This window comes from Agriterribacter sp., assembly GCF_035444585.1.
Lineage (GTDB): Bacteria > Bacteroidota > Bacteroidia > Chitinophagales > Chitinophagaceae > Agriterribacter.
The window spans coordinates 22204-49060 of record NZ_DAOMOZ010000008.1 but is presented as its reverse complement, the minus strand read 5'-3'; the positions used below and the strand labels follow the sequence as shown (position 1 = coordinate 49060).

The 26857-nt window shown below is 42.9% G+C and carries 23 protein-coding genes; 17 read left to right on the top strand and 6 right to left on the bottom strand.

From position 1 onward, the window contains the following. The first annotated feature begins 348 nt into the window (after positions 1-348). Positions 349-2196 (top strand): molecular chaperone HtpG, encoded by a 1848-nt coding sequence (gene htpG, locus PLH26_RS01725; protein ID WP_349770411.1) that lies wholly within the window; start codon positions 349-351, stop codon positions 2194-2196. 73 nt (positions 2197-2269) lie between these two features. Here htpG and PLH26_RS01720 read toward each other — a convergent pair whose 3' ends face one another. The 3 genes from PLH26_RS01720 to PLH26_RS01710 are packed head-to-tail and all read right to left on the bottom strand — an operon-like array spanning position 2270 to position 5640. Beyond that, positions 2270-2953, bottom strand: coding sequence for a class I SAM-dependent methyltransferase (locus tag PLH26_RS01720; protein WP_324584247.1), 684 nt, complete (start codon positions 2951-2953; stop codon positions 2270-2272). Next, a complete protein-coding gene (gene recJ, locus PLH26_RS01715) occupies positions 2950-4659 on the bottom strand; it encodes a single-stranded-DNA-specific exonuclease RecJ (RefSeq protein ID WP_324584246.1) in 1710 nt (569 codons plus the stop codon). Before recJ ends, PLH26_RS01720 begins: the two co-directional genes overlap by 4 nt. An 18-nt stretch (positions 4660-4677) precedes the next feature. Then, positions 4678-5640, bottom strand: coding sequence for a polyprenyl synthetase family protein (locus PLH26_RS01710; protein ID WP_324584245.1), 963 nt, complete (start codon positions 5638-5640; stop codon positions 4678-4680). Positions 5641-5822: 182 nt separating this feature from the next. Between PLH26_RS01710 and PLH26_RS01705 the strand changes: the two genes are divergently transcribed. The 12 genes from PLH26_RS01705 (at position 5823) to PLH26_RS01650 (ending at position 17717) form a co-directional block, all read left to right on the top strand. Continuing rightward, positions 5823-7478 (top strand): OmpA family protein, encoded by a 1656-nt coding sequence (locus tag PLH26_RS01705; RefSeq protein WP_324584244.1) that lies wholly within the window; start codon positions 5823-5825, stop codon positions 7476-7478. Between the two features lie 163 nt (positions 7479-7641). After that, positions 7642-8445 (top strand): outer membrane protein assembly factor BamD, encoded by an 804-nt coding sequence (locus tag PLH26_RS01700; protein ID WP_324584243.1) that lies wholly within the window; start codon positions 7642-7644, stop codon positions 8443-8445. Next, complete coding sequence (locus tag PLH26_RS01695; RefSeq protein WP_324584242.1) at positions 8442-8786, top strand: DNA-directed RNA polymerase subunit omega; 345 nt, start codon at positions 8442-8444, stop codon at positions 8784-8786. The genes PLH26_RS01700 and PLH26_RS01695 overlap by 4 nt, the downstream gene beginning before the upstream one ends. A gap of 106 nt (positions 8787-8892) precedes the next feature. Then, positions 8893-10089 (top strand): bifunctional phosphopantothenoylcysteine decarboxylase/phosphopantothenate--cysteine ligase CoaBC, encoded by a 1197-nt coding sequence (gene coaBC / locus PLH26_RS01690; protein WP_324584241.1) that lies wholly within the window; start codon positions 8893-8895, stop codon positions 10087-10089. Continuing rightward, positions 10082-10999, top strand: a complete 918-nt coding sequence (gene porD / locus PLH26_RS01685) for a type IX secretion system protein PorD (RefSeq protein WP_324584240.1) — start codon at positions 10082-10084, stop codon at positions 10997-10999. Before coaBC ends, porD begins: the two co-directional genes overlap by 8 nt. Next, a complete protein-coding gene (locus tag PLH26_RS01680) occupies positions 10996-11349 on the top strand; it encodes a DUF4296 domain-containing protein (RefSeq protein ID WP_324584239.1) in 354 nt (117 codons plus the stop codon). The genes porD and PLH26_RS01680 overlap by 4 nt, the downstream gene beginning before the upstream one ends. An 88-nt stretch (positions 11350-11437) precedes the next feature. After that, positions 11438-12196 carry a hypothetical protein gene (locus tag PLH26_RS01675; RefSeq protein WP_324584238.1) on the top strand — a complete coding sequence of 253 codons (759 nt, stop codon included), beginning with the start codon at positions 11438-11440 and terminating at the stop codon, positions 12194-12196. Between the two features lie 106 nt (positions 12197-12302). Further along, positions 12303-13721, top strand: coding sequence for a CCA tRNA nucleotidyltransferase (locus PLH26_RS01670; protein WP_324584237.1), 1419 nt, complete (start codon positions 12303-12305; stop codon positions 13719-13721). An 88-nt stretch (positions 13722-13809) separates the two neighbouring features. Then, complete coding sequence (locus PLH26_RS01665; RefSeq protein WP_324584236.1) at positions 13810-14376, top strand: IS1096 element passenger TnpR family protein; 567 nt, start codon at positions 13810-13812, stop codon at positions 14374-14376. 87 nt (positions 14377-14463) lie between these two features. Next, positions 14464-15369: a tRNA (adenosine(37)-N6)-dimethylallyltransferase MiaA gene (miaA, locus tag PLH26_RS01660; protein WP_324584235.1), complete on the top strand. Its 906-nt coding sequence runs from the start codon at positions 14464-14466 to the stop codon at positions 15367-15369. A gap of 56 nt (positions 15370-15425) precedes the next feature. Beyond that, on the top strand, positions 15426-16877 hold the full coding sequence (locus tag PLH26_RS01655; protein ID WP_324584234.1) for a RapZ C-terminal domain-containing protein: 1452 nt from the start codon (positions 15426-15428) through the stop codon (positions 16875-16877). 75 nt (positions 16878-16952) lie between these two features. After that, positions 16953-17717 carry a nucleotidyltransferase family protein gene (locus tag PLH26_RS01650; RefSeq protein WP_324584233.1) on the top strand — a complete coding sequence of 255 codons (765 nt, stop codon included), beginning with the start codon at positions 16953-16955 and terminating at the stop codon, positions 17715-17717. A gap of 109 nt (positions 17718-17826) precedes the next feature. Here PLH26_RS01650 and PLH26_RS01645 read toward each other — a convergent pair whose 3' ends face one another. Beyond that, positions 17827-18351 carry a DUF6702 family protein gene (locus PLH26_RS01645; RefSeq protein WP_324584232.1) on the bottom strand — a complete coding sequence of 175 codons (525 nt, stop codon included), beginning with the start codon at positions 18349-18351 and terminating at the stop codon, positions 17827-17829. Between the two features lie 76 nt (positions 18352-18427). Between PLH26_RS01645 and PLH26_RS01640 the strand changes: the two genes are divergently transcribed. The 4 genes from PLH26_RS01640 to PLH26_RS01625 all read left to right on the top strand — a co-directional run bounded on the left by PLH26_RS01640 (position 18428) and on the right by PLH26_RS01625 (position 22873). Then, a complete protein-coding gene (locus tag PLH26_RS01640) occupies positions 18428-19009 on the top strand; it encodes a HupE/UreJ family protein (RefSeq protein ID WP_324584231.1) in 582 nt (193 codons plus the stop codon). Between the two features lie 37 nt (positions 19010-19046). After that, a complete protein-coding gene (locus PLH26_RS01635) occupies positions 19047-21347 on the top strand; it encodes a M1 family metallopeptidase (RefSeq protein ID WP_324584230.1) in 2301 nt (766 codons plus the stop codon). Between the two features lie 150 nt (positions 21348-21497). Then, the gene (locus PLH26_RS01630) at positions 21498-21725 is read left to right on the top strand and encodes a hypothetical protein (RefSeq protein ID WP_324584229.1); all 228 of its coding nucleotides are present in this window, start codon (positions 21498-21500) and stop codon (positions 21723-21725) included. Positions 21726-21835: 110 nt separating this feature from the next. Continuing rightward, positions 21836-22873 carry a Fic family protein gene (locus PLH26_RS01625; RefSeq protein WP_324584228.1) on the top strand — a complete coding sequence of 346 codons (1038 nt, stop codon included), beginning with the start codon at positions 21836-21838 and terminating at the stop codon, positions 22871-22873. 294 nt (positions 22874-23167) lie between these two features. On the opposite strand, the gene PLH26_RS01620 is transcribed toward PLH26_RS01625, so the two are convergent. Then, on the bottom strand, positions 23168-25699 hold the full coding sequence (locus PLH26_RS01620) for a bifunctional UDP-N-acetylmuramoyl-tripeptide:D-alanyl-D-alanine ligase/alanine racemase (RefSeq protein ID WP_324584227.1): 2532 nt from the start codon (positions 25697-25699) through the stop codon (positions 23168-23170). A gap of 15 nt (positions 25700-25714) precedes the next feature. Then, positions 25715-26686: a TerC/Alx family metal homeostasis membrane protein gene (locus tag PLH26_RS01615; RefSeq protein WP_324584226.1), complete on the bottom strand. Its 972-nt coding sequence runs from the start codon at positions 26684-26686 to the stop codon at positions 25715-25717. Between the last annotated feature and the right edge of the window lie 171 nt (positions 26687-26857).

Here is a 26857-nt window from a genome sequence, read left to right as displayed (position 1 = left end):
ATAATTGTTCATTACCCTGAATTTTGGTTTAAAAAAATATGGGGTGCAAAGGTAGTTTTTTTTGCTATATCTTATGGAAATATTTATGTAGGTAGAAGGCACAGGGTAAGAGGCGTAAGGCAACCTGTAACCTGAAACTTGCAGATTGCAAATGCATATAGATGCAAAGGCCTGGAAGATAAGGCATAAAAAACATGGTGCGTTATGCCGGCAAAGCATTTTTACCCTATACCCTAACCCCTGCACCTTACGCCTACCCCCGGTTGTCAACCTGTCAGTAAATCTATCAGTGGCATTTTATTTGTCTGCTGGTTCCTGCTATTTATAACTTAACTGAATCTAAGCATTATGCAAAAAGGAAACATAAGGGTACAAACGGAAAACATATTCCCTATCATTAAAAAATTTCTTTACAGCGAACACGATATTTTTTTAAGGGAACTGGTCAGCAATGCCGTTGACGCCACTCAAAAACTAAAAACACTGTCTTCCATCGGAGAGGCCAAAGGCGAATTGGGTGAATTGCGGATAGATGTAAAGCTGGATTCCGAAGGTAAAACCCTCACCATTTCTGATAAAGGCGTGGGAATGACTTCAGAAGAAGTAGACAAATACCTTAACCAGGTAGCGTTTAGCGGTGCGGAAGAGTTCCTGGAAAAATATAAGGGACAAAATGAAAGCAATATCATAGGTCATTTCGGGCTGGGCTTCTATTCTTCCTTTATGGTGAGCGATAAGGTTGAAGTAATAACACAGTCATACCAGGATAAGCCGGCTGTAAGGTGGGAATGTGATGGCAGCCCGGCCTTTACACTCGAAGAAACGGACAGGCCGGACAGGGGTACCAATATTGTGCTTCATATTAATGAAGAAAACAAGGAATTTTTAGAGGCAGGAAAAATCAGGCAGATACTGGAAAAATTTTGCCGGTTCTTACCCATCCCTATTTTCTTTGAAGACAAGCAGATCAACAATACTGCTCCCGCATGGACCAAAAAACCTTCTGAACTGACAACAGAAGATTACCAGAATTTCTATAAGGAGCTATATCCTTTCAACGAAACACCGCTTTTCTGGATCCATCTGAATGTGGACTACCCGTTCAACCTTACCGGTATATTGTACTTCCCCAAAATTAAGCAGAGCTATGAAATACAAAAAGATAAAATTCAACTGTACAGCAACCAGGTATTTGTTACCGAAGAAGTAAAAGATATTGTGCCCGAATTCTTAATGTTGCTCCAGGGCGTGATTGATTCGCCGGATATACCGCTCAATGTAAGCCGGAGCTATTTGCAGGGCGATCCCAATGTGAGAAAGATCAACAATCATATCACTAAAAAGGTTGCCGATAAACTGGAAGAAATATTTAACAGGGACAGGAAAGCGTTTGAAGAAAAATGGGAACATATCGGCCTGTTCGTGAAGTATGGTATGATGACCGACGATAAGTTCCTGGAAAGGGCCAATAAGTTCCATGTATTTGAAGATGTGGAAGATGGAAAATTTTATACGCTTGAAGAGTACAGGACCGCAACAGAAGCCTTACAAAAGAACAAAGATGGAAAGCTGGTGATATTGTACACCACTAACCCGGTGCAGCAGGATGCATATATTCAGCAGGCCAAAGCCAAAGGATATAAGGTTGTAAAAATGGAAACCCTGGTAGACGCTGCATTCATAAGCCAGGTAGAGAACAAATGGGAGAATGTGCATTTTACCCGTGTGGATGCAGATATTGCCGATAATCTTATTGATAAACAGGAAGCCGGGGAAACCGTACTCAGCAAGGAAGACGCCGATGCATTAAAAGATCTGTTTAACGTTCAAAGGCCCGAGATCAATATGTCTGTTGAAGTGAAAGGGCTGAATGCTGATGCTCCGCCGGTAGTTGCCACGCGCCCCGAGTTTATGCGGCGCATGAAAGATATGGCCGCCGCAGGCGGGCCCATGGCCGGTTTTTATACCAATATGCCGGATGAGGTAACGCTTACTGTTAACGGCAATCACCCCGTTTTTCAAACTGTATTACAGGAAAACGATAAAGCTAAAAAAGAAAAGGTTGTGCACAACCTGGCCGACCTGGCCTTATTATCGCAGGGTTTGCTGAAAGGGAACAATCTTACAGATTTTATTAACCGAAGTGTGGAACTGATGAGCGGAACGCAGAAAGGTAAGATCATTCTGGAGAGCTGATAATTAATCAATAAAAGCAAATGCCCGGGTTATTGTTCCGGACATTTGCTTTTATGCTTTTTTGTTGAAAACGCTATGCTGTACTTTCTTTTTTCAGTATCACACCATCCAGCCACTTCAGCTTTCTTTTACGGTATACAGGCTCATATTCAAATTCGAAAAATGTTTCTATATACCTCGGGCTCACGTATAAAAAATAAATCGTGCGGGGGTATTGCTCTATTGAAACATTTACTTTTTCGAGGAACCCTGATATGGTGTCATCGCTAAAGGGATTGAACATAAAGAAAACAGATTCGTTGGGCTGTATATCATATTCCAGTACATTCTTACATAAAACTTTGTATTCCATTAGAGGAAACTGAGAACTGATCTTTTGCATATGCTGTTCTGCAATGCTGCACACTTCCTGTGCAAAGTCTACGCCTTTAATTGATGTAAATCCATAATGAGCCGCCACCACCATCGCCCTTCCTTTTCCACAGCCAAGGTCGGTAAAAGAGTTGTCGGCACAAATTTCACGCAACCGCTTCAGCAAAGCTTCCAGTATATAAAAATTTACCGCCTCGTATCTTGATGAATGCCGGATATCTCCGCCGGTAATGGTAAGCTGTGATAATTCAATGGGTTTGGAAGTATCAATCCCGAATCTTTTTTCTCCTCTTATTTCATGCATCAAAATAAAACCGGCAAGAACCGGGTTCCAGTTGAGGGCAAAATACCCGTATAATTTTATATAATTAAGCCATTTTTTCAATTGCTGCTCAGTCTGAGATCAATCACTTTTAATTGCAGGCTCTTTTCGCCGTTCCATTCATTTTCGTCAATAGTAAAAACAATATCAACAGGCTTTTGGGATTGGAGTATGCCGAAATGCTGTACCATATTAAATCCAATGCCGTTCATTACTGTATTGTTCTGCTTTATTGAAAATTTAATATGTTGTTCCTTCACAATTCTGGAATAGCCGGTGTCTGTAATTTTCCTGCATACAAAAACGGGTCGCAGGTTTTCGGGTCCGAAAGGCTCCATCTGGCAGATGATCTTATACAAAACCGGTTTAATATCGGCAAGTTCAATTTCCGCATCAATAAAAAGAACGGGGATGCGTTGGGCAGGTTTGATCTGAGCTTTAACTACTTCTTCAAATTTGTTGCTGAAAGCCTCTACATGTTCGGGACGCATCGTCATGCCGGCCGCTGCAAAATGCCCGCCATATCCCAGTAAGTGCTGCCGGCAGGCATGAACGGCCTCGTATAAATTAAAACCGGGCACACTCCGGGCGCTGCCGGCCACTATTTCGCCACTTTGTGTTAGCACTACAGTAGGCCGGTAGTATTTTTCTATAAGCCTGGAAGCTACAATACCCACCACTCCTTTATGCCAGTGCGGCTGGTAAACCACCGTTGTTTGCCGCTGTACCAGTGTTTCATCGCTTTCAATAATACTTAAGGCCTGCTCTGTGATGCTGCTGTCGGCTTCTTTTCTTTCATCATTGTCGGAATGAAGCATGCCGGCATATACAATGGCTTTTGCGTAATCTTCTTCAATGAACAACTGAACGGCTTTACGTGCATCATCCATGCGCCCGGCAGCATTTATACGCGGGGCTATAACAAAAACAAGGTTGGTAATATGGATCGTTGATTTTTGAAGTCCGCTTAATTCAATAAGCGCCTTTATGCCGGGTGAGGGGTTTTCGTTTACCTGCTTTACGCCATAATAGGCAAGTATCCTGTTTTCCCCCGTCATGGGTACAATGTCGGCTGCAATGGCGGTTGCCACCAGGTCGAGATAATTAAAGCATTCGTTTTCGTTGAGCCCCAGATGCCGGCTTAGCGCGCAAATGAGCTTAAACCCTACCCCGCACCCGCATAATTCTTTGTACGGATAGGGGCAATCTTTTTGTTTGGGATTTAATATGGCAGCAGCAGGCGGAAGTTCCTCGTCGGGCAAATGATGATCGCAAATAATAAAATCAACGCCCACCAACCCGGCATACCGCACAAGTTCTACCGATTTAATACCGCAATCCAGGGCTATGATAAGGGTAATATTATTCTCAAGAGCGTAGTCAATACCTTCCCTGGAAACGCCATAGCCTTCACGATAACGATGGGGAATGTAAAATTCCACATTTTCGGAGATGTAGATTTTTTGCAGAAAACGGAACATGCATGATACCGCCGTGGTGCCGTCTACGTCGTAATCACCAAATACGAGGATTTTTTCTTTTTTTTCAAAAGCGGTAACGATTCTCCCTACTGCCTTGTTCATATCTTTCATCAGCATAGGATTATGCAGGTCTGACAGTTGGGGGCGGAAATAATCTTTAGCCTGATCGTAGGTCTCAATTCCTCTTTGTATTAGTATTTTACACAGCGCCGGATGTATGGTAAGCGCATTGAATAGATGCTTCACTTTATTTTCGGGAGCCTCAAGTATATGCCATCGTTTTTCCATTGGTGTTTATTTGGCTAACTAATGCTTTCTGTCGGTTGTGTAATTTACCATTTCTTCCAATGCATCGCGCATTTCTGAGGGAGGAAATTCATGCAGCACCAGAAGTGCCTTTTCCCTGTATTCCAGCATCTTTTGCTCCCCGTATTCAATTCCTCCGGTTTGTTTTACGTTTTCTATCACATAATTCACTTTCTCTTTCCTGCGGTTCTGGTTCTTTATTATATATATGAGCTCTCTTCGTTTTGAAGGGGTGGCATGGTTTAGCGTATATATTAAAGGAAGCGTAATTTTTTTTTCTTTAATATCGTTGCCGGTTGGTTTGCCGATGCTATCGGTTCCGTAATCAAAGAGATCATCTTTTATCTGGAAAGCCATACCTGTATATTCTCCGAATTGCCTCAGTTTTTCCGTGATGTCTTCATCCCGGGATCCCGACCAGCCCCCTGCTGCACATGCCGAGGCCAGCAAAGAAGCTGTTTTGGTTTTGATAATTTCAAAATAAATATCCTCATTCAGGTTCAGTCCCCGTGCTTTTTCGATTTGTAAAAGTTCTCCTTCGCTCATCTGACGTACTGCATCGGAAAGAATATGCAGTATGCGATAATCCTGTCCGTTCAGGGATAAAAGCAACCCCTTGCTGAGCAAATAATCGCCCACGAGAACAGAAACCTTGGTTTTCCATAAAGCATATGTAGAAAAAAATCCCCTTCTTTCATACGATTCATCCACCACATCATCATGTACGAGAGTAGCAGTATGTAACAATTCCACCAGGGAAGCTGCACGGTAAGTTGAATCGTTGATGCCGCCGGCAAGTTTGGCCGAAAGTAAAACAAACATAGGCCTGAGTTGCTTCCCCTTCCGCTTTACAATGTACTGCATGATCCTATCGAGCAAAGGAACATTGCTTTTTACTGAAGCCTTGAATTTTGATTCAAAAACCGCCAGTTCATCCGATATAATTCGCTTTGCTGTATTCATCTTATAAAAAAAGGCATAAATGTTGCAACCAATACGTTCAGTCTGCTGTCTGACGTAAAACACTGCAAGTTAACTGTGTAATTTATTATTTTTAAAAAATTTGGTATTTGACACTCAATCAATACTTTTGCATATAACCTTTTGTAAGATCACCGTATTCACTCACTAATATTTTAGACATTATGGCAACCAAAAGGATTTTCTTACTACTGGGGGTTTTTACTTTGCTGACGACATACCTGTTTGCCCAGGAAACCACCGGTAGTTATGACTGGAGAGATTCTTCTTTAATTCCTTCAAAAAGACTGGGCCAGCATAACGAGTTTTTGAATAACCAGTATAATTTTCCTGCAAAGCCAAGAAGCCAGTGGGAACTGGGGTTAAAAATAGGAACGTTTAATATATTGGGAGATGTGGCATCGCAGTTTCCTACACCGGGATTTGGCGTACATGTAAGAAAGGCGCTGGGTTACCTGTTTTCTGTGCGGGCTGAATACGTATATGGTATGGCAAGAGGCGTGAACTGGAAGGAAAGAACGAGTGGATTTGCCAACCATTGGCGCGACGCAGGCTACGGTGCCGGACAAACCGTTTTTGATAACTATAAGGCAAATGTTCAGGATCTGTCATTGCAGGGTGTGTTTACTTTCAACAATATCCGTTTTCATAAAGGTAAAACAGGATTTGTAGTGTATGCACTCGCAGGCTTGGGTGCCACCGTATATGAAACAAAAACCAATGTTACACCGGGTACTGGTGTGTACAATTTCAGTACGATAGGAGTGAGCAATGTTTATAAAGACAGGAGGCAAACCATTAAGGATGTTAAAAATCTGCTTGATGCCGGAAGCTACAATACACTTGCTGAAAATGAAGGCAATGCAAGAGCAAAGCTTTTTGGTAAAACACTTCGTTTTTCCAGAACAGTAGGCGCAGGAGTTGCCATAAAATTAAGCGACAGGTTAAATCTGGCCATCGAAGACAGGTTAACTTTCACGGGAGATGATCTGCTGGATGGCGTTCGCTGGCAAAATACCAGTACTCCGGGAAATCCTGTTGCAGGCAGGGTACTTACCCCAAGCAATGATGTATATAATTATGCCAGCTTGGGACTAAACATCAATATCGGTTCAAAGGCTGTTCAGCCGCTGTGGTGGCTCAACCCATTGGACTATGCCTACAGCGAGCTCAATTCTCCCAGGCATATGAAAATACCCAAGCCGGTATTGGATGATGCTGATGGTGATGGCGTTGCCGATCAGTTTGATATGGAGCCCAATACCCCTGCCGGAGCCTCGGTTGATACACACGGTGTGAGCAGGGATACAGACGGCGACGGTGTGCCTGACTATAAAGACAAGGAATTGATAACACCAACAGTTTGTCAGCCGGTTGATGCCGATGGTGTAGGCAAATGCCCCTGCCCCGATGAGTCATGCTTCGAGGGATATGTTGCTAAAAGGGGAGGCAGTGACTGCGGAATAGGCGATTTACCGAGCATTTCCTTTAATGCCAAAGCATTTAAAATTTCACAGGATGCTGAAGCCGTGCTGGCTAATGTAGCAGACAGGCTTCGTCAAAACCCCAATTGCAGGGTGGTGGTAACAAGCTATACCTGTGAGCCTTCCAAGTCTTCACAACAATTGAGCTGGGACAGGGTAAATGTAGTCATTAACTATCTGGTAGAAAAACAGGGTATCAGCTCCGACCGGCTAATATTTAAATATGGTGAAATCGGCGGAGACTGCAATACCGTAGATCTTAGGGCAGCCGACATAAGCGATGAAGGTCCAAATACAGTTCCTGCACCACATCCTAACCTGAGAAGAAGAGGGTAATAATTTGATTATCAATAAATAATGATGATATCTCAAAGCTGGCTCAGCAAACAAACTGCAGCCAGCTTTTTTTTATCAATACCTTAACGTGTTGCTAAATATCAGAAGTTTACATTTATTCACCCAGATTGTATTATAAAACAATTATTTTTGCCCGCCTTTTATGAGAGTAGTTAAATATCTTTTTTTGCTGGTTGGCGCAGTTTGTATTTTTTCGTCCTGCTCGAAATTTTCTAAAGTAATGAAAAGCAAGGATTATGAGTATAAGCTCAGAATGGCGGATCAATACTTTGTGAAGAAGAAATATCGCTTTGCCCAGCAGTTATACGAAGACCTGTTCCCTGTGTTCAAGGGCTCTAACAAATTTGAAGATATTCATTATAAATTTGCCTATTGTGCCTATTATCTGAAAGATTATATCAGTGCCGAAAACCTTTTTAAAAGCTTTCTTGAATATTTTCCCAATAGTGCCAAAGCGGAAGAAGTAGACTTTATGCACGGCTTTTGTTATTTTAAGCAGTCGCCAAGGCCTGAATTGGATCAAACCAATACCATAAAAGCTATGGGACAAATGCAGACTTTTATCAATACGCATCCGGGATCTGAGCGCAATAAAGAAGCCCAGGAGATCATAGCACAATGTTATAGCAAATTGATAACCAAGGATTATAACAGCGCTGAGTTGTATTATAACCTGGGGCAGTACAAGGCGGCAGCTATTTCCTTCTCAACACTGCTGAACAGCTACCCGGATGCACCCAATGCAGATGAATTTAAGCTTTGGGTAGTAAAGTCGTATTATAAATATGCCTCTATGAGCATACCGGATAAGCAAAATGAGCGTTATGGACAGGCAATAGAAGAGGCCCAGGATTTCCAGGACAGGTTTCCCGAAAGTAAACTGTTGAAAGAAGCGGAACGTTACTTAACTTTGTCGCAAAACAATTTAAAAACCATTTCTCAATGAGCAGATTAAGAAAACAATGGGGGGCAAATACTACTGCCAATGTAGTAGAAACCAGGAATGTGATTGATATTAAGAGTAAGACGGGGAATTTATACGAATCTATTGCTATTATTGGCAAAAGAGCCAACCAGATCAATATAGCACTTAAAGAGGAGCTTCATAATAAGCTAGAAGAGTTTGCCAGTCATACAGATAGTCTGGAAGAAATTCACGAAAATAAAGAGCAGATAGAGATATCCAAGGCTTATGAAAGGATGCCTAACCCTGCACTACTCGCAACACAGGAGTTTTTTGATGATAAAATTTATTATCGTAAAAGCGATAACGACCTGTTCAGTTAAAGTTTTTACAGGCTGTACTTTTAAACTCTTTTGCGGCAATTAATACCTGCCGCTTTTGTATTTTTAGGGCACACTTGATGCAGCACCTTATTACAAGAAATATAAAATGCTAAAGGGAAAAAAAATTGTATTGGGTATTACGGGCAGTATTGCTGCTTATAAAGCCGTGTTGCTGGTAAGAAGCCTTATAAAAGAAGGCGCCGAAGTAAAAGTAGTAATGACACCGGCTGCAAAAGATTTTATATCACCCATTACCTTGTCAACGCTTTCAAAAAATCCTGTACTGATTGATATCTTTAAGGAAGACACCTGGGCCAATCATGTAATGCTGGGCCGCTGGGCCGATATGATGCTGGTAGCCCCTCTAAGCTGCAATACCCTCGCTAAAATGGCTGCAGGGATTTGTGACAACTTATTGTTGTCTGTTTATCTTTCGGCAACCTGCCCGGTAATGCTTGCGCCTGCCATGGATGAAGACATGTGGAAGCACCCTGCTACCGGGCGTAATCTCCAAACCCTCGCATCTTATGGCAACAGTATTGTTCCGGTATCCAATGGTGAACTGGCAAGTGGCTTATTTGGCGAAGGACGGATGGCTGAGCCTGAAACAATAATAGAATACCTGCTTCAGCATTTCAAAGATGCCGCAAGGCTGAATGGGAAAAAGGTACTGGTTACAGCCGGGCCAACCTACGAACATATTGACCCGGTTCGTTTTATCGGCAATCATTCCAGCGGAAAAATGGGGGTGGCCATTGCCAGGGAATTTTTAAACAGCGGGGCAGAGGTCACCCTGGTATTGGGCCCGGCGCCGGGAGCATTATATTTGGACGGGTTAAATGTAGTGCGGGTGCAAACCGCCGGTGAAATGCATGATGCCTGTCACCGGGTTTTGGGAGAAACAGACATTGCCGTAATGGCAGCTGCGGTGGCCGATTACTCGCCCGTTGCTATAGCCACCGAAAAGATAAAGAAAAAAGAAGAAAGCTGGTCTGTAGTACTGAAAAAAACACCCGATATTTTAAAAAGCCTTGGACAAAAGAAAAGAGATGACCAGGTATTGGCCGGCTTTGCGCTCGAAACCCATAACGAACGTGAAAATGCATTGACCAAATTACAGCAAAAGAATGCCGACATTATTGTACTTAACTCATTGCGTGATGAGGGTGCGGGTTTTGGAAAGGATACGAACAAGGTAACTGTTTTTGACAGAAAGGGCGGGGAGAAGACCTTTGACCTGAAACCCAAAACCGCTGTGGCTAAAGATATCGTTGATTATATAATTGAATACATTCATGCATAAAGTTTCAGTTTTATTGGTTGGGTTGCTGTTCTGCTGCTGCGTTTCAGCACAGGAGTTGAATGCTAAAGTGTCTGTAATGGCCGGACAGATTAAAAGCTCGGTTGATAAAAAAGCATTTCAAACTTTGCAAACGGCATTAACCAGTTTTCTTAATAACAGAAAATGGACAAATGATACGTATCAGCAGCAGGAAAAAATCGTTTGTAATTTTCTTTTAAATCTCACACAGGATATTGAGCCTAATGTATACAGGGCCGTTTTAACGATACAAGCAGGCCGCCCGGTATATAACAGTGGTTATGTTTCGCCCCTTATCAACTTCCAGGACAATGATGTAACCTTTAAGTACATTGAATTTCAGCAGGTAGAATTCAATGAGAGCAATATAATGGGCACAGACCCCGCAGCCTCTAATCTTACCGCCATATTTGCGTATTATGTTTACATGATACTTGGGCTTGATTACGATTCTTTTTCGCCCAGAGGTGGCGATCCGTATTTTAAAAGAGCTCAGAATATAGTGACCAACGCCCCCGATGGCCGTAATATTACCGGCTGGAAAGCCTTCGACGGGCAGCGCAACAGGTATTGGCTGGCTGAAAATTTCAACAACAGCAAATATTCATTGCTGCATGATGCATATTATGCCTATTACCGGTTGGGTATGGATAAAATGTATGAAAATGAAAATGAAGCGCGGCAGCAGATCCTTAACAGCCTCAATCATTTAAATACGCTCAGTACAGATAACCGCAATCTTATGGCGCTTCAGTTTTTCTTCCTGGGAAGAAGTGAAGAATTGTCGAAGCTGTTTAAAAAATCACCGCCACAGGAAAGAGTCAGGGCTTCGGAGCTGTTGCAAAGACTGGATATTTCTAATGCAGACCGGTATAAACAGGAATTAAAATGAGGATGGGTTTATATATTGTGCTGGCAGTTCTTTTATTAACAGGCTGTTCACGGAACAAAGTTCCGGATGATGTTATACAGCCGCATGAAATGGGGAATATCCTTTTTGAAATAACAATGGCCGAAGAGTTTGTGAATGCTTATGTAGCAAAGGATTCTTCCAAAAGCAGGGAAGCTGAGATCCAGAAAGAATACCAGAAGATTTTTTTATTGCATGAAATAACAGAAGCGCAATTTAAAGAGAGCTATGATTTTTACAGGTCTCATACCGGTATTTTTAAAACAATGATGGATTCCTTAAATGCCAGGGCCCAGCGAAAAAGAAATGAGCTGTATCATATGCCAAATTGATGCGCCATGTGGGTTGTTGTAACATACTGAGGGTTCAAATCAATATTCAGCAGGTTACTATACAAAAGACTAAAGAAAATTTTTACCAATGTTTACAAGCAAGGATGATCTTAAGCTGGGTTATGGTGTTGACATGGAAATAGGGAAGTTTTTGATTGACCGAAAAGTACCTGCCAATAATTTGTACTGGAAGAACCGGCTGTTGTATATTATACCGATGCCCGGTTATTTGTTTATACCCCTGTATATGGATCTGCAATTGCGGTTAGGGCTTCAAAAATCCGAATTGCTGTCGGAACCGCATCTGCAGTTGATGGAAAGCATATTGCACAGCGCGGCAAAGCTTGAGCATAAAGAAATTAATTTTGAAGAACATATTGCAGAGTGCATTGCCTTAACAAAGCCGCACTGTAAAAATCCATCCTTTCTGCAGGATCTTATTTATTATTTTTCGGGAGAAAAGGAAAAAGCCGGTGTAACACTGGGCACGCCGTTCAAATCCCTCACCCGCGCCGATGCTTACCTGTTCAGCCTGTGCTATTTTGAGTTTAATGATGCATTAAAAAAGAAGCTGGTGGATGCATGGTATGCTTTGATCACATATTATCTTATTGTTGATGACCTTGAAGATATTGAGGCCGATTTTGAACAACAGGAAGAAAATGCGGTGCTGGAAGCCGGCTTATCGGGGGAAGGGGCAAAAGCGATAGAGACCCTTATTCACCAAAGCTATCACGTAATGAACGCGGTAAACCCTGTAATAGCCAACCGTATTGATCACAAAAGACAGGTGATGAATGTAAAAGCAATTATCGATGCTTTTTTGCAAAAAAGGCAACAGGGTTAAAACCTGCTGGAACTTTAGGGATATATAAAAATGCGGCTGACTGAAAAGGAATATTTTGCCAAAAATTGCTCAAACAAAGTGACATCTTCTGCATCTTTGTGTTCATATGTTTATCAATTGCACGGAAAAGGAAAGATTTATTTTTAAGAAGATAGCCCATGCCGCAGAAGCGTTGAACATGGATTGCTATATCGTTGGTGGATTTGTGCGCGACAGGCTTATTGGGCGCCAAACAAGTGACGCCGACATTGTTTGCGTGGGCGATGGCATCGCCCTCGCACATAAAACCGCAGCACAGTTTTCTCCGCCGCCTAAAGTTTCTTTTTTTAAAAACTACGGAACAGCGCATATCCGGATAGACGGATTTGACATAGAGTTTGTGGGTGCCAGGCGCGAAAGCTATCGCTACCATTCCCGCAATCCCGAAGTAGTGCCCGGCACATTGCATGATGATCAGAACAGGAGAGACTTTACGATCAATGCGATGGCTGTAAACTTAAGTAAAGAGCATTACGGCGATCTTGTTGATCCTTTTGGGGGAATAGCCGATATAAAAAATAAGATCATCAGAACACCGCTTGATCCTGCTCAAACCTTTAGTGATGATCCTTTGCGTATGATGCGGGCCATTCGCTTTGCTTCACAGTTGCAATTTACCATTGATAATGATACGTGGCAGGGGATAAAAGATAATGTGGAACGGATACACATTATATCGCAGGAACGCATAACCGATGAATTGAATAAAATTTTACTCAGTGAAAAACCTTCTGTTGGCCTGGATTTGATGTACAGGTCAGGCTTAATGCACCTGGTTTTTCCGCAAATGGTTGATCTTGCCGGCGCTGAATATATAGATGGGTTGGGTCATAAAGATAATTTTTATCACACCCTCCAGGTGGTGGATAATATTTCGGCACATACAGATGACCTGTGGCTGAGATGGGCAGCAGTATTGCATGATATTGGCAAGCCGGCCACAAAAAAATTTGAAGAAGGACACGGATGGACATTTCACGGGCATGAAGTGGTAGGGGGGAGGATGGTCCCCAAAATATTTACCAGGCTGCGTCTTCCGCAGGACAATAAAATGCGCTTCGTAAAGAAAATGGTAGAGCTGCATTTGCGTCCCATCAGCCTTACAAAAGAAAATATCACCGATTCTGCCATACGCAGGCTTTTGTTTGACGCGGGCGATGATATAGAAGCATTGATGACTTTGTGCAAAGCAGATATCACTTCAAAGAATAAACAAAAAGTGAAACGATTTCTCGATAATTTTGAAATGGTGCGGCAGCGTTTGTATGAAGTGGAGGAAAAAGACCGGATACGCAACTGGCAGCCACCCATCACCGGTGAAATGATCATGGATATTTTTGGTATTGGGCCCTGCAAGAAAGTGGGCGATATCAAAAGTGCAATAAAAGATGCCATACTGGATGGAGAAATAGAAAACAATTATGACGCTGCATATGATTATATGCTAAAAAAAGCTATGGAGTTAAACCTCACACCTGTAAAGTAATGCAGTGCGAAAGGGGTATACATTATACTCGGGGATTTATATTATTTTTGACAAATCTTGTACGATATTCAACACCTAAAAAATACACATGGCTATTTTAAAGTTCAGGGCATATTTTGAAGAAGATGACAGTATTTACCGGGATATTGCCGTTAAGCACACCCAGTCTTTTTTAGATTTGCACTTTATAATTTTAAAAAGTTTTGAATTCGACAATAAACATCAGGCTACGTTTTACAGAAGTAACGACAAATGGCAGCGCGGACGTGAAATAAGCATCGAAAAATACGATAAGCCATACCAGGCCGAACCGCTTATTATGTCGGCTACTACCGTTGGCTCCGAAATACGCAATCCCAATGAAAAGTTCATTTATGTATATGACTTTTCCCGGAACTGGACTTTTTTGGTAGAGCTGATCAATGTATCGAAGGATGAAAATCCTAAATTAACCTATCCTGCCATTATCCGCAGTGAAGGAATAGCCCCCAGCCAGTATGGAACAAAAAGCATACTTGGCGACCGTTTCGTAGATGTGGAAGAAAAATACGATCTTACCAAAGGGGTAGAGGGCTTTGGCGAAGAAGGCGATAGTACTGATGATGATACTACGACAGAGGGTGAAAGCGGGGCAGACGATAAGGAAGAAGTATGATTGTGTATAGCGTTCTTATCACTTACCACGTCCGAACGCCCGCCTGACCAGATTCGGGCAGGCGGGCGGCACTTACCCCTTCTTTTAATGCCCGATAAAACCTGTATAATAATCGTTGGCCCTACAGCAGCAGGTAAAACAGCACTGTCCCTGCAATTGGCGGAATATTTTGATACGGCGGTCATTTCTGCAGACTCACGGCAATGCTACCGGGAACTGAATATCGGCGTTGCCAAACCGGATGCTGCCGACTTACAAAAAATCAAACATTATTTTATCAATTCCCATAGCATACACGAAGTGGTAAATGCAGGTGTGTTCGAAACCTATGCTTTGCAGGCTGTAGATGAAATTTTCGGCAGCCGCAATATCGCTGTTATGGCGGGTGGCACCGGGCTGTATATAAAAGCGTTTTGTTGCGGAATGGACGACATCCCGGAAGTTAAAGAAGAGGTGAGGCAAGGGGTGAGACAGCAGTACCATGTGCTCGGCATAAGCTGGTTGCGGGAAATGCTGCAGCAGCACGACCCGTTATTTTATACAAAAGGAGAAATGCAGAATCCTCAAAGGATGATGCGGGCGCTGGAAATAAAGTTGTCATCAGGTACTTCTATTTTAAAATGGCATTCCCTGCCGCAAAAGCAAAGAGATTTTTCCGTTATAAAAATAGGCGTTGAGCTTCCGCGCAAAGAAATATACCATAACATAAATAAAAGGGTAGACGCAATGATGGAGCAGGGGCTGCTGGAAGAAGTAAAAAGCCTTTACCCCTACCGAAACATCAATGCTTTGCAAACCGTAGGATACAGTGAGCTTTTTGACTATATAGATGGTAAGCTTACATTGCAGCAAGCGGTTGATGCCATTAAGAAAAATACCCGGCATTATGCAAAAAGACAGATCACATGGTTTAAAAGAGACCATACCATTAACTGGTTCGCTCCGGATAATAAAGTTGACATTATAGAGTTTATTGAGAAACAGGTACATTAGCTTACAGGCATTGGTCGTAGCGCTGATGTATTATCTTTGGCCGCTAAAATGCTTTCATGGCAGATACAGTAAACGAAGTAAAAGATTTTTTTGAGCAGTGGGCAAAGCAACCGGCGCGTGAATTGTTTACGCTCAGGCAGGCAGGCAGCAACCGCCAGTACTTCCGTGCTGCAGCAGCTTCCGGGTCTTTTATTATTACCAGCAATCCCAATAATATTCCCGAGAACAATGCTTTTATAGCGTTTGCCAGGCATTTTTACAGCAAGCAGCTTGCCGTGCCCGAAATACTTTTTGCCGACGATGAAAAAACCATGTATATCCAAACGGATTTTGGCGACATTTCCCTGTTTGACGTAATTAAGCAGGAAGGCTATAGTACAAGGGTGAAAGAACTATACCGTAAAGCCTTTGCGCAACTGGCCCGGCTGCAGGTGCAGGGCGGGGAAGGGCTCGACTATAACAATTGCATCGCTACCAGGTCTTTTGATAAGCAGGCCATTTATTCCGATCTTCTATATTTCCTCTATTATTTTGTACGGGCGCTCGATCTGCCCTACGATAAAAATTTATTGCTGAATGATTTCGAACTGCTGAGCAGCTATCTCATGCAGGAAGAGGCTAAATATTTCATGCACCGCGACTGCCAGAGCCGCAATGTGATGATCAAAGATGAACGGGTGTATTTTATAGACTTCCAGGGCGGCATGCAGGGAGCGTTGCAATACGACGCTGCTTCCATGTTATGGCAGGCAAGGGCTGCACTGCCCCACGAGTGGAAAGAGGAACTGGTGAGTTACTATTTTGAAAAAGTAAATGAGCTATTGAATAACAGGCTGAATAAAAAAGATTTTTTAGACAGCTATGACGGTTTTGTACTGATAAGGATGCTGCAAACACTGGGCGCCTATGGTTTCCGGGGGCTTTTTGAAAGAAAGCAGCATTTTATTACCAGTATCCCTTTTGCATTGAAGCAATTGCGCTGGTTTTTGGAGAACAAAAAAATACCCATCCGTTTGCCCGAATTGCAAAAAGTATTGTGGCATATTGTGGATGATTCGGTCATTGAGCGCTATGAAACGGTAAAAGCAACTCCCGACAGTTCACTGGTGGTATATATCAACAGCTTTTCCTACCGCAATGGGATACCCGAAGCAAATGCTGAAAACGGGGGTGGATTTGTTTTTGATTGCCGCGGTATTTTTAATCCCGGCCGGTTCGAAGAATATAAAAAGCTTACGGGCCGCGATAAGGAAGTACAGGAATTTTTGCTGCACAAAAGCGAAATGCCTTCATTTTTGCAATACGTGTATGGCATAGTGGATATTTCCGTAAATGATTATATCCGGCGCAACTTTAAGAGCCTGGTGGTGCATTTCGGCTGCACCGGGGGGCAGCACCGCAGCGTATTTGCGGCCGACAGTCTGGCCAAACACCTGCAGGAGAAATTTGGCGTAAAAATAACCGTGCATCATTTGGTGCAGGAAGCAAAGAATTGGGTGAATGGATGATGCAAGGAAGTAAGTAGTACGACTACTCACTACTCACAACTCACTACTCACAACTCACTATTCACAACTCACAATATGATGAGCAATACCCGTGAAGATTTTATACAAACCGAAAATGGCTTAACCGCTGCTATGATCTTTGCCGCGGGGTTGGGTACAAGGTTGAAGCCATGGACAGATCATCGTCCCAAGGCATTGGCCTTAGTGAACGGCAAGCCTTTGCTGCAGCGCAATATTGAATACCTGCAGCGATTTGGCATTGTAAACCTTGTTATTAACGTACATCATTTTGCCGGGCAGGTCATTGATTTTCTAAAAAGGCATCATTATTTCAACTGTAACATCACCGTTTCGCATGAAAAAGAGGAGCCATTAGAGACGGGTGGCGGATTAAAAAAGGCCGCATGGTTTTTACGGCAGCATAATCCTTTTTTTGTGATCAATGCCGATATTTTAACCAACCTTGATATCAATACCATGCTGCAATTCCACCGCCGGCATAAACCATTGGTTACGCTGGCTGTAACCAACAGGAAAGCTTCCCGTTCTTTTTTGTTCAATAACCACGATCAGTTGTGCGGGTGGCGGAACAATGTTTCGGGACAGGAAAGGATCTCGATCCCGGCAGCAGGTAACATATCCAAAGCATTCAGCGGTATCCATATCATTGATCCGGCCATTTTTGAATTGATCACAGAAGAAGGAAAATTTTCTTTGGTGGATCTGTATCTCCGTTTATCCCAACACCATTCCATCATGGGCTATGATCACTCCGGCGATGTATTGATTGATGTGGGTAAGCCTGAAGCCATTGAACAGGCTGAAAGATATTTTCATTGATTGCAGGTACCGGCTGCCGGCAATTGGCCATCAGCTTTCAGCTACGAGGATACAAACACTCCATCCTGTTAGGATAGCCGTTTACTGGTAATAAATTATTTCATTCCGGCTAAAATGAAAATTCAGTGCTGGTATCCGGGTACGAGAGCCTTGCGCTTTTCCGGTTGCCGTTCACCCTGGTGTGCATCATGTTTACCTGTTCCTTTTTGTATTCGTATAAAATGTCGTTGAAAACCCCGATGTTTTTTACCGCCGGGATATTGCCTGCCGAAAAAAAACACCATGCCGCTTCTCCTTCAATTTCATAGCCCACATAATTCAGTTTCACCGTTTTATTGTCTGCCTTTAAATAAAGGTGTTTTTGAATATACCCCGCGATTTGCTTGTCCAGCAAGGCTTTGTCCTGAGGGTGGTACAGGTCAGTTTTTGTATGATACATGGCTTTTAAGGCCTGTTCAAAATTATCTGTAAATATTTTACAGGCTACCTGTATCTCCTGGTCAGGATGGCTGTACTCAATTTCCGTTACACTCACATAATAAGGATGATATTCATGGCTTGGAGTGCCGGAAAATAAATTTCCTGTTGTAAAAAAAGGAAGGAGCAATAACCACTTGTATAAAGATATAGCCATCAGGCATCGCATTTTTTGTAGATACAAAAGTCTGATTTATTTTACTATTTCTGTGTTATCGCAGAGATTTGCCGGTATGAATGACTTTTTATTTTATTTCAGGGAAGGCATTTACCATATCACGGATATCAGGGGCTATGATCATATTTTATTTGTTGCGGCACTCTGTTTGCCCTACCTCATAAAAGACTGGCGTAAGGTACTGGTGCTGGTCACTGCGTTTACCATCGGGCACTCTGCTACACTGGCATTGAGCATATACAACAAAATACTGGTATCCAGTTCGTGGATAGAGTTTTTAATTCCGGTTACCATTGTAATTACCGCTGTGGAAAATATAACGGTAAAGCGGTTCGATTTCAAAAAGATCAATATACGTTATGCTTCTGCGCTGGTCTTTGGATTGATACATGGTATGGGCTTTTCTAATTACCTGCGCAGCATGATGGGAAAAGATGAAAGCATTTTTGCACAATTGCTGGCTTTTAATATAGGACTTGAGATCGGCCAGTTGCTCATTGTGCTGGTTGTTATGCTTGTAGCATTTATATTTGTGAATATTTTAAAAGCGCCGCGAAGGGAATGGCTGCTGTTTATTTCAGGCGGTATTTTCGCTATTGCTGTATTGATGGCTGTTGAAAGAGCGCTTGTATTGTAACCACGGTCTTATTTCTAATCAGGAAAACAACATAGTGATGAATAAAATCTTGTTTGGTTCCGTGCTGCTGGTAATATGCTGTACTGCCCGGGCGCAACATCTCAATAATCCCGGTTCCGATCATGGTAACCGCTTTGAACAATTGAGCTACTTACTGCCCACGCCCAATGAGTACCGAACAGCAAGTGGTGCCCCCGGCCCTGAATACTGGCAGCAACGCGCTGATTATGACATCAGTTGCGAACTGGATGAAAGCAATCTAAGCCTTAAGGGCACGGAAACCATAACCTATTACAATAATTCACCGGATCCTTTAAGCTATTTATGGTTGCAATTAGATGAAAACATCCACGATGCCAACAGTGATAATAATCGCAACAACCGTTCTGCCATGAAGTCGCAAATGAACGACAGGGAGTTAACAGACCTGGAGCCCTGGCGCAAAATGGATGGCTATGGAATAAAGATCACGCGTGTTGAGTCTTCTGGCAAAGCATTGCCTTATACTGTTAATCAAACCATGATGCGCATTGACCTGGCTGCTGCTTTACAGCCCGGGCAGAAATTTATTTTTAAGGTAGACTGGCATTATAAAATTCCCGACCGTACTTACCAGATGGGACGTGGAGGGTACGAGTTTTTCCCGGCCGATGGCAATTATGTATTTACCATGAGCCAGTGGTATCCGCGAATGGCCGTATATTCCGATTTCCAGGGATGGCAGAACCTGCAGTTTGCCGGTGGGGCCGAGTTTGCATTGACTTTTGGCAATTTTAAAGTGAAAATGACGGTACCTGCCGACCATATGGTGGCAGCCACCGGGCAATGCCGCAACTATAACCAGGTATTGACCGCTGCACAATTCAAAAAATGGCAGCAGGCTCAAAATGTTCATGATCCTTTGGAAATTGCTACCAGAGATGAAGCGGTAAATAACGAGAAAGATAAAAGCACAGAAAAGAAAACATGGATATACGAGGCAGAGAATGTGAGAGATTTTGCATGGACGGCATCACGTAAATTTATTTGGGATGCCATGCCGGTAAATGTTGATGGAAAAAGGGTAATGGCAATGAGCTATTATCCCAAGGAAGCGTACAATTTATATCGTAAATATTCTACGAAAGTAGTTGCACATACCCTTAAAACATATTCCAAGCATACCATACCTTATCCCTACCCGGTAGCCATTTCTGTAGAAGCTTCCAGCGGCATGGAATACCCGATGATCTGCTTTAACTACGGGCGCACCGAAGCCGATGGCACGTACAGTGAAGCCATTAAATACGGAATGATCAGTGTGATCATTCACGAAGTGGGACATAATTTCTTTCCCATGATCGTGAACAGCGATGAAAGGCAATGGTGGTGGATGGATGAAGGATTGAATACGTTTTGCCAGTTCCTTACCGAGCAGGAGTTTGATAACAATTATCCTTCACGCCGCGGTCCCGCTTATCTTATCACCGACTATATGAAGCAGCCTGAGAACAGTCTTGAACCCATTATGACCATGGGCGACAATGTGCTGAGCGTGGGATGGAATGCTTATGCCAAAGCGGCTACCGGCCTAAATATCCTGCGCGAAACCATCATGGGGAGGGAATTGTTTGATTATGCATTTAAGCAGTATGCCCGCCGCTGGGCGTTTAAGCACCCAACACCTGCCGATCTGTTCAGAACGATGGAGGATGCCAGCGGGGTGGATCTGGATTGGTTCTGGAGGGGATGGTGGTTTGGTACGGAGCCCGTGGATATTGCAGTTGACAGTGTAAAATGGTACAAATCGGATGATCCTCAGAATGCGCAGGCATTATCAAAAGAGTCTTTTACACATATCGGTCAGCAAAGAAATAAAGAAGATGAAAGCATCCGGTTTTATACCGATACCGACACCACGCTCCGCGATTTTTATTATTACAACCGCGGCGCCGATGAAAAAATGAAGCAGGATCAGCGGGACGCGTTGCTCGTTAAAGACGAAGCGAACAGTAAAAAATGGGCCGGTAAGCAGTTTTATGAGCTGAGCTTTTCCAATAAAGGAGGTATGGTGATGCCCGTTATCATTGAATGGACGTATAAAGACGGCACTAAGGAAATTGATCGTGTTCCGGTAACCGTATGGCGGTTGAATGAAGAAAAATTCACCAAGGTATTTATCAAAGACAAAGAAGTGGCTGCAATAAAAGTTGATCCCTACCGCGAAACCGCCGATATTGAGGAAGGCAATAACATGTGGCCGGTGAAAGAATTGCCCAGCAAATTTCAATTGTTTAAAGCCGCACAAGGTCCTGCAAGAGGCGCCAGCAGCGGCGGAAATGCCATGCAGAAGCAGTAACCTGTAAGGTCTTCCGGGCTGCAACGGAGCTGAGCAATACCTTGCAGGTTTCAGCTTCCCGGATAGCGGTCGGTACGCGACAAAGGAACGTCAGACCGCAGTGGAATGAGTCGAATTGACGGCTCTTGAGTTTATTCCTAATTTAGGACAATGAAAAGTAAAATCGAATACCAGGATGCTGCACTTGTAATTACATTGCCATGCACTGACCCTGCAGCTTTACATGCTCAATTGATGCAAAGTATCACTGCTGGTATTCATTATGCTTCGGCAGCGAAAGATAAAGCATCCAACTACCTGGACGAGATAGAGCCGATTATTACGCTGCTTAAATGTCTTCTGCCTGGCGAAAGAGAGCTTATGAAAGCTTACCAGTAAATCAAAAAGCTGAGAAGTAAATATTTCGGGCTCACTCAAAGTATAAAAAAAGCTCAAAATCTACTATAATTGAGCTCTATTCCGTATCTTTGTGAGCTCAATTTGTTGAAATGGACGATAAAGAACAGCGGGTAATTGATTTTATAAAAGAAAAGGGGGAATGTTCATCAAAAGAAGTTTTTGACGGGGCACACCTTCCTGTAAGCTATGCTACACTTAAAAGAATATTGGCAAAACTTATTGACCGGCATTTTCTTTCAGCAAAAGGAAAGGGAAAGGGCACAAAATATGTTGTTTCCCCTACTTATGAAATCATTCAGCCTATAAACATTGATAAATATTACGAAAAAGAAATTGATGACCGGAAAATTAAAGTAGGATTTAATTTTTCTGTTATAACTGACGTACTGGCATCATATAGTGTTTTTACCGAAATCGAATTACAGCAACTCGCACAACTTCAGCAACTTTTTGAAAAGAATATTTCTCTGCTTTCATCAAATGAATACAAAAAGGAACTGGAACGGTTATCAATAGACCTGAGTTGGAAATCTTCTCAGATTGAGGGAAATACCTATTCCCTGCTCGAAACAGAAAAGCTTTTGAAAGAAAAAGAAACTGCACCGGGAAAAACAAAAGAAGAGGCTATTATGTTGTTGAACCACAAGTATACCCTGGATTTTATTATTGATAATACAGACTACCTTTATCCCCTGACGGTTTCAAAAATTGAAGATATCCACAGTATGCTTGTAAAAGAGCTGGGCGTTGATCGAAACATTAGAAAAAGACGTGTAGGTATTTCAGGGACCAATTACCGTCCCCTGGAAAATGAATTTCAAATAGCGGAGGCATTGCAAAATGCCTGCAACGTGATCAATAATAAGAAAAGTGTATTTGAAAAAGCGTTGCTGGCACTGGTACTCATTTCATATATACAGCCGTTTATGGATGGAAACAAACGTACTGCAAGAATAGTGAGCAATGCTATATTGATGAATGCCGGATATTGTCCTTTATCTTTTCGCACTGTTGATTCTATTGACTACAAAAAGGCAATGCTGTTGTTCTATGAGCAAAATAACATTTCAAATTTCAAACGTATTTTCATTGAACAGTTCGACTTTGCCGTCAAAGCTTATTTTTAATCAGACCGTGTTATTGAAAATATATGGGTATGCGTATATGTAACCTTCATTATTGTTGGCGATACCCTGAACACATTATCTTTCTCATGAACACCGGCAACGGCAAAGAAACACATGAGGCATATGCTTTCGCTGAGATGGGAAGAACCTGAGGCCTGGGTTTATGCTTAGTGGGGCTGACTAAAAAGTAATATTTTGCCACATGAAAGCACGAAGAAAAAATAAATCTGGAGATCACGACTTTGTGTCTTAGAGCCTTAGTGGCACATCTTTAGTCTGAAACCTTGAATGAAGCTACTCCTCATAATACACCCGCTGTACCCTTTGAGAAATGCCGGTCATTATTTCATAAGGAATGGTTTGTGCCCATTGCGCTAACTGAGTAATAGAAAGTCCTTTCCCAAAAACAACAACATCATCCCCTTCACGTACGCCCGGTATATCTGTTATATCAATCATGGTCATGTCCATCGCAATATTGCCAACAACGGCAGCCGGTTTTCCGTTTACCAGCACCTTGCCGGCGCCATTGCTTAAATTGCGGCGGTAACCGTCGGCATATCCGATGCGTATGGTGGCAATAGTGCTGTCTCTTTGCAGTACGCCTTTCCGGGTATACCCGACCGTTTCGCCGGCTTTTATCTTTTTGATCTGGGCAATGGTTGTTTTTAATGTAACCGCTTCCTTAAGCTCAAGGATATGCATAGCCGTACTGTCGGCACCATACAGCCCGATGCCCAACCTCACCATATCAAGGTGCAGCTGCGGATGGCGGATAATGGCCGCCGAATTGGCGATATGGCGGATAAAGGAATAAGGCAATGCTTTTTGCAGTATGGAGCAGGCTTGCAGATATTGTTCGGCCTGCCACTCCGTAAAATCATCTAAAGCAGCGTCTTCGCTGCCCGCAAGGTGACTGAATACAGATTGAACGGTGAAAAGGTTATGACCGGCAAGTTCTTTGGCTAAAGTGGCTGTTTCGCCGGGTTCGAAACCGAGGCGGTGCATGCCGGTATCTACTTTTATATGTACGGGGTAGTTTTGCAAGCCCTGATCCTGCAAAAACTTCCGGAAAGATGCTAAAACAGGAAAAGAAAAAACTTCCGGCTCCAGGTTGTTTTCTGTAATAGCATGGTAGCTGCTTTCTTCCGGGTTCATTACCATAATGGGAAGACTTATACCTGATCTTCGCAGTTCCGCCCCTTCATCGGCATAAGCAACGGCCAGGTAATCTATTTTATGGAACTGCAGAATATTTGCTATTTCGTAGCTGCCGCTGCCATACGAAAAGGCTTTCACCATAGCCATCACTTTGGTAGAAGGTGGCAACAATTGCTGGTACTGTTTGAGGTTGTTCACAATAGCAGTAAGGTTCACCTCGAGAACGGTTTGATGCGCTTTTTGTTCCAATAGTGTGCTGATCTGTTCCAGTGCAAATATCCTGGCGCCTTTTATGAGTATGGCTTCGTCGTTGAACTGTGTGCCGTGAAAGCGGGTAATAAAGTTTTCTGTTGAATCATAAAAAGCCGTTTCAGCTACCGCCTGTTCAAATTTGTTTTTATGCTGGGAAAGATGGCTGCCTATGCCGATAAAACGGTTGATCTTCTTCTGCTGTAAAGCAAAAGCGATCTCACTGTACAGATTTTCGGGATCTCTTGTTTCGGCAAAGTCCGAAAGTATAACTGTGCGTTTGCGGTGTTGCCGTTGCTGCTCCAAAAAATCAAGAGCGATACGCAATGAGCTGATGTCTGCTATATAACTATCGTTAATAATGGAACAGTTATTAATGCCCCTTTTCATTTCGAGGCGCATTTCCACAGGTTTCAGCAGGGCCATGCGCTCAGTTATGATCTCATTGTTATACCTCATGGCCAGCAATACACTGCAGCAGGTAATGGCATTTTCTGTGTAAGCATCGTCTGTAAAAGGGATGTGGACGGTAAGTGAGGAGTGAGGGGTGAGGGGTGAGGGGTGAATGGTGAATGGTGAATGGTGAATGGCATTTATTGCTTCCCGGTTTACTTCAAGGCGGATGGTTGTATGAGCACCGGCTTTTTTAGTATCGGTTATCCGGATAGCACAATGCGCTTCCTTCCCCCAAAAAATGCAGGGAATGGCTGATGCTTCAATGGCTTCAACTGTCAGGGGATCATCACCGTTGGCGATCATCTGGTCTGCATCCCTGAACAATAACAGCTTTTCCTTTATTTTTTGCTGCTGATCCTTAAAGTTTTCATCATGCGCATCTCCCATATGGGTAAGCACGCCAAGAGTGGGCCGGATGATCTTTTGCAGGGCCTCCATTTCTCGGGGTTGCGAAATGCCGGCTTCAAACAAGCCAAGCGTATGCATGCTGTTCATTTGCCATACGCTCAATGGTACGCCGATCTGCGAATTATAGCTTTTAGGGCTGCGAACAATCTGGTGATCTTTTTCGAGCAGCAGGTTCAGCCATTCTTTTACAATTGTTTTCCCGTTGCTGCCGGTAATGCCCACCACCGGTATGCTGAACTGTGAGCGATGAAATATGGCAAGGGCCTGAAATGCGGTCAGTACGTTAATTACGCGTATGAAATTAGCGCCGGGATAGTCCTTTGCTTCAAATGAGACTTCAACAACAAAATTTTTAACGCCCCGTGCATATAATTCCGGTATAAAACGATGCCCGTTGCGCCGTGGCCCGGGTAAGGCAAAAAACAGGGAGGTGGCTGCATGCACTACTTTACGGCTGTCGGTAAGCAGGTTGTCAATTAAAGCGTCCGGGTTGCCGGCCTCCAGCTTTCCCTGCACGATTGCCGAAATTTTTCCGATGGGATAACTGCCCATTATACGATAATGGTTTTATGGTTCTTTTATTTGCTTTGGCATTTTCCGGTTATGATAAACAGAATACAAAATGGAAGCCGTAAGACATACTACGATTACTGCCAGCGAAATGTATATGGAAATATGAATATCAAAAAATTCAATCAGCATCTTAATGCCAATGAATATCAATACCACGGCAATACCCTGCTGCAGGAAATCGAATTTGTTTACCGCGCCTTTGAGCAAAAAAAACAGCGCCCGTAAGCCCAGGATAGCGAAGATATTGGAGGAATAGATGACCAGCACGTCATCCGGCGAAAAAGGAACGTCGGCCCGTTCCCGTACAATGGAAACAACGGTAGGAATAGAATCAAGGGCAAAAACAATATCAATAGCGGCCAGCATAAATACAACAACAGAAAGGATGGTGAAATATACTTTCCCGTTGCGTTTAATTATATATTTTCCCCGCGGTTCCATAGTAGTAAGCCGGAAATACTTTCTTAAGAACCGGTATAGCTTCGACTCTCTCGGGTTGAACTCTTCCTCATCTTTTTTAAAGAAAAGCTTGTAGCCGGTATACACCAGGAAAATGCCGAAAATATAGAGTATCCAGTGAAACCGTTCTATGAGCCCGATACCGATAGCTATAAAAATGATCCTGAAAACGATTGCCAGCAGTATGCCGATCAGCAAGGCCCTCGCTGTATCGGAGTCGGCTATCTTAAAAGAGCTGAAAATGAGTATGAATACAAAAATATTATCAATGCTGAGCGATTTTTCCATCAGGTACGCCGTCAAAAACTTGGTGGCCACTTTTGAACCGTCTTCAAAAAAGAGAAACACACAAAAAGCAATAGAGATCAACACCCAGAAAACGCTTTGGTAAAAAGCGCTCCTCATGGTTACGTGTGAGTTTTTTTTGCTGAACAAGCCAAAATCAAAAATCAGTGCTATCAAAAGAACAATGCCAAAAGTGAGGTAAGAAATTTCTGTAGGTGTCATTAAACCGCAATATTTCATTCAAAGATAGGGGCAATTTTTGATGACGGATAAATTGTTGAAAGCTATTGGGAAGAGTAGCAGGTGTCTGGTGTTAGGCGGTTAGCGTTTTATTTTTAAATTTTCAAATTGGCACATCCTCACATTTTATTTCCCTTATTCCCTTCATTCTTC

Excerpts from the sequence above, each read along its gene's own strand:
- PLH26_RS01670 (WP_324584237.1), top strand. The coding sequence starts at position 12,303 with ATGTTTATCAATTGCACGGAAAAGGAAAGATTTATTTTTAAGAAGATA.
- PLH26_RS01665 (WP_324584236.1), top strand. The coding sequence starts at position 13,810 with ATGGCTATTTTAAAGTTCAGGGCATATTTTGAAGAAGATGACAGTATT.
- PLH26_RS01630 (WP_324584229.1), top strand. The coding sequence starts at position 21,498 with ATGAAAAGTAAAATCGAATACCAGGATGCTGCACTTGTAATTACATTG.
- PLH26_RS01635 (WP_324584230.1), top strand. The coding sequence starts at position 19,047 with ATGAATAAAATCTTGTTTGGTTCCGTGCTGCTGGTAATATGCTGTACT.
- PLH26_RS01700 (WP_324584243.1), top strand. The coding sequence starts at position 7,642 with ATGAGAGTAGTTAAATATCTTTTTTTGCTGGTTGGCGCAGTTTGTATT.
- PLH26_RS01710 (WP_324584245.1), bottom strand. The coding sequence starts at position 5,640 with ATGAATACAGCAAAGCGAATTATATCGGATGAACTGGCGGTTTTTGAA.
- PLH26_RS01705 (WP_324584244.1), top strand. The coding sequence starts at position 5,823 with ATGGCAACCAAAAGGATTTTCTTACTACTGGGGGTTTTTACTTTGCTG.
- PLH26_RS01695 (WP_324584242.1), top strand. The coding sequence starts at position 8,442 with ATGAGCAGATTAAGAAAACAATGGGGGGCAAATACTACTGCCAATGTA.
- PLH26_RS01680 (WP_324584239.1), top strand. The coding sequence starts at position 10,996 with ATGAGGATGGGTTTATATATTGTGCTGGCAGTTCTTTTATTAACAGGC.
- PLH26_RS01655 (WP_324584234.1), top strand. The coding sequence starts at position 15,426 with ATGGCAGATACAGTAAACGAAGTAAAAGATTTTTTTGAGCAGTGGGCA.
- coaBC (WP_324584241.1), top strand. The coding sequence starts at position 8,893 with ATGCTAAAGGGAAAAAAAATTGTATTGGGTATTACGGGCAGTATTGCT.
- PLH26_RS01620 (WP_324584227.1), bottom strand. The coding sequence starts at position 25,699 with ATGGGCAGTTATCCCATCGGAAAAATTTCGGCAATCGTGCAGGGAAAG.
- PLH26_RS01625 (WP_324584228.1), top strand. The coding sequence starts at position 21,836 with ATGGACGATAAAGAACAGCGGGTAATTGATTTTATAAAAGAAAAGGGG.
- PLH26_RS01615 (WP_324584226.1), bottom strand. The coding sequence starts at position 26,686 with ATGACACCTACAGAAATTTCTTACCTCACTTTTGGCATTGTTCTTTTG.
- PLH26_RS01650 (WP_324584233.1), top strand. The coding sequence starts at position 16,953 with ATGATGAGCAATACCCGTGAAGATTTTATACAAACCGAAAATGGCTTA.
- PLH26_RS01645 (WP_324584232.1), bottom strand. The coding sequence starts at position 18,351 with ATGGCTATATCTTTATACAAGTGGTTATTGCTCCTTCCTTTTTTTACA.
- miaA (WP_324584235.1), top strand. The coding sequence starts at position 14,464 with ATGCCCGATAAAACCTGTATAATAATCGTTGGCCCTACAGCAGCAGGT.
- PLH26_RS01640 (WP_324584231.1), top strand. The coding sequence starts at position 18,428 with ATGAATGACTTTTTATTTTATTTCAGGGAAGGCATTTACCATATCACG.
- porD (WP_324584240.1), top strand. The coding sequence starts at position 10,082 with ATGCATAAAGTTTCAGTTTTATTGGTTGGGTTGCTGTTCTGCTGCTGC.
- recJ (WP_324584246.1), bottom strand. The coding sequence starts at position 4,659 with ATGGAAAAACGATGGCATATACTTGAGGCTCCCGAAAATAAAGTGAAG.
- PLH26_RS01675 (WP_324584238.1), top strand. The coding sequence starts at position 11,438 with ATGTTTACAAGCAAGGATGATCTTAAGCTGGGTTATGGTGTTGACATG.
- htpG (WP_349770411.1), top strand. The coding sequence starts at position 349 with ATGCAAAAAGGAAACATAAGGGTACAAACGGAAAACATATTCCCTATC.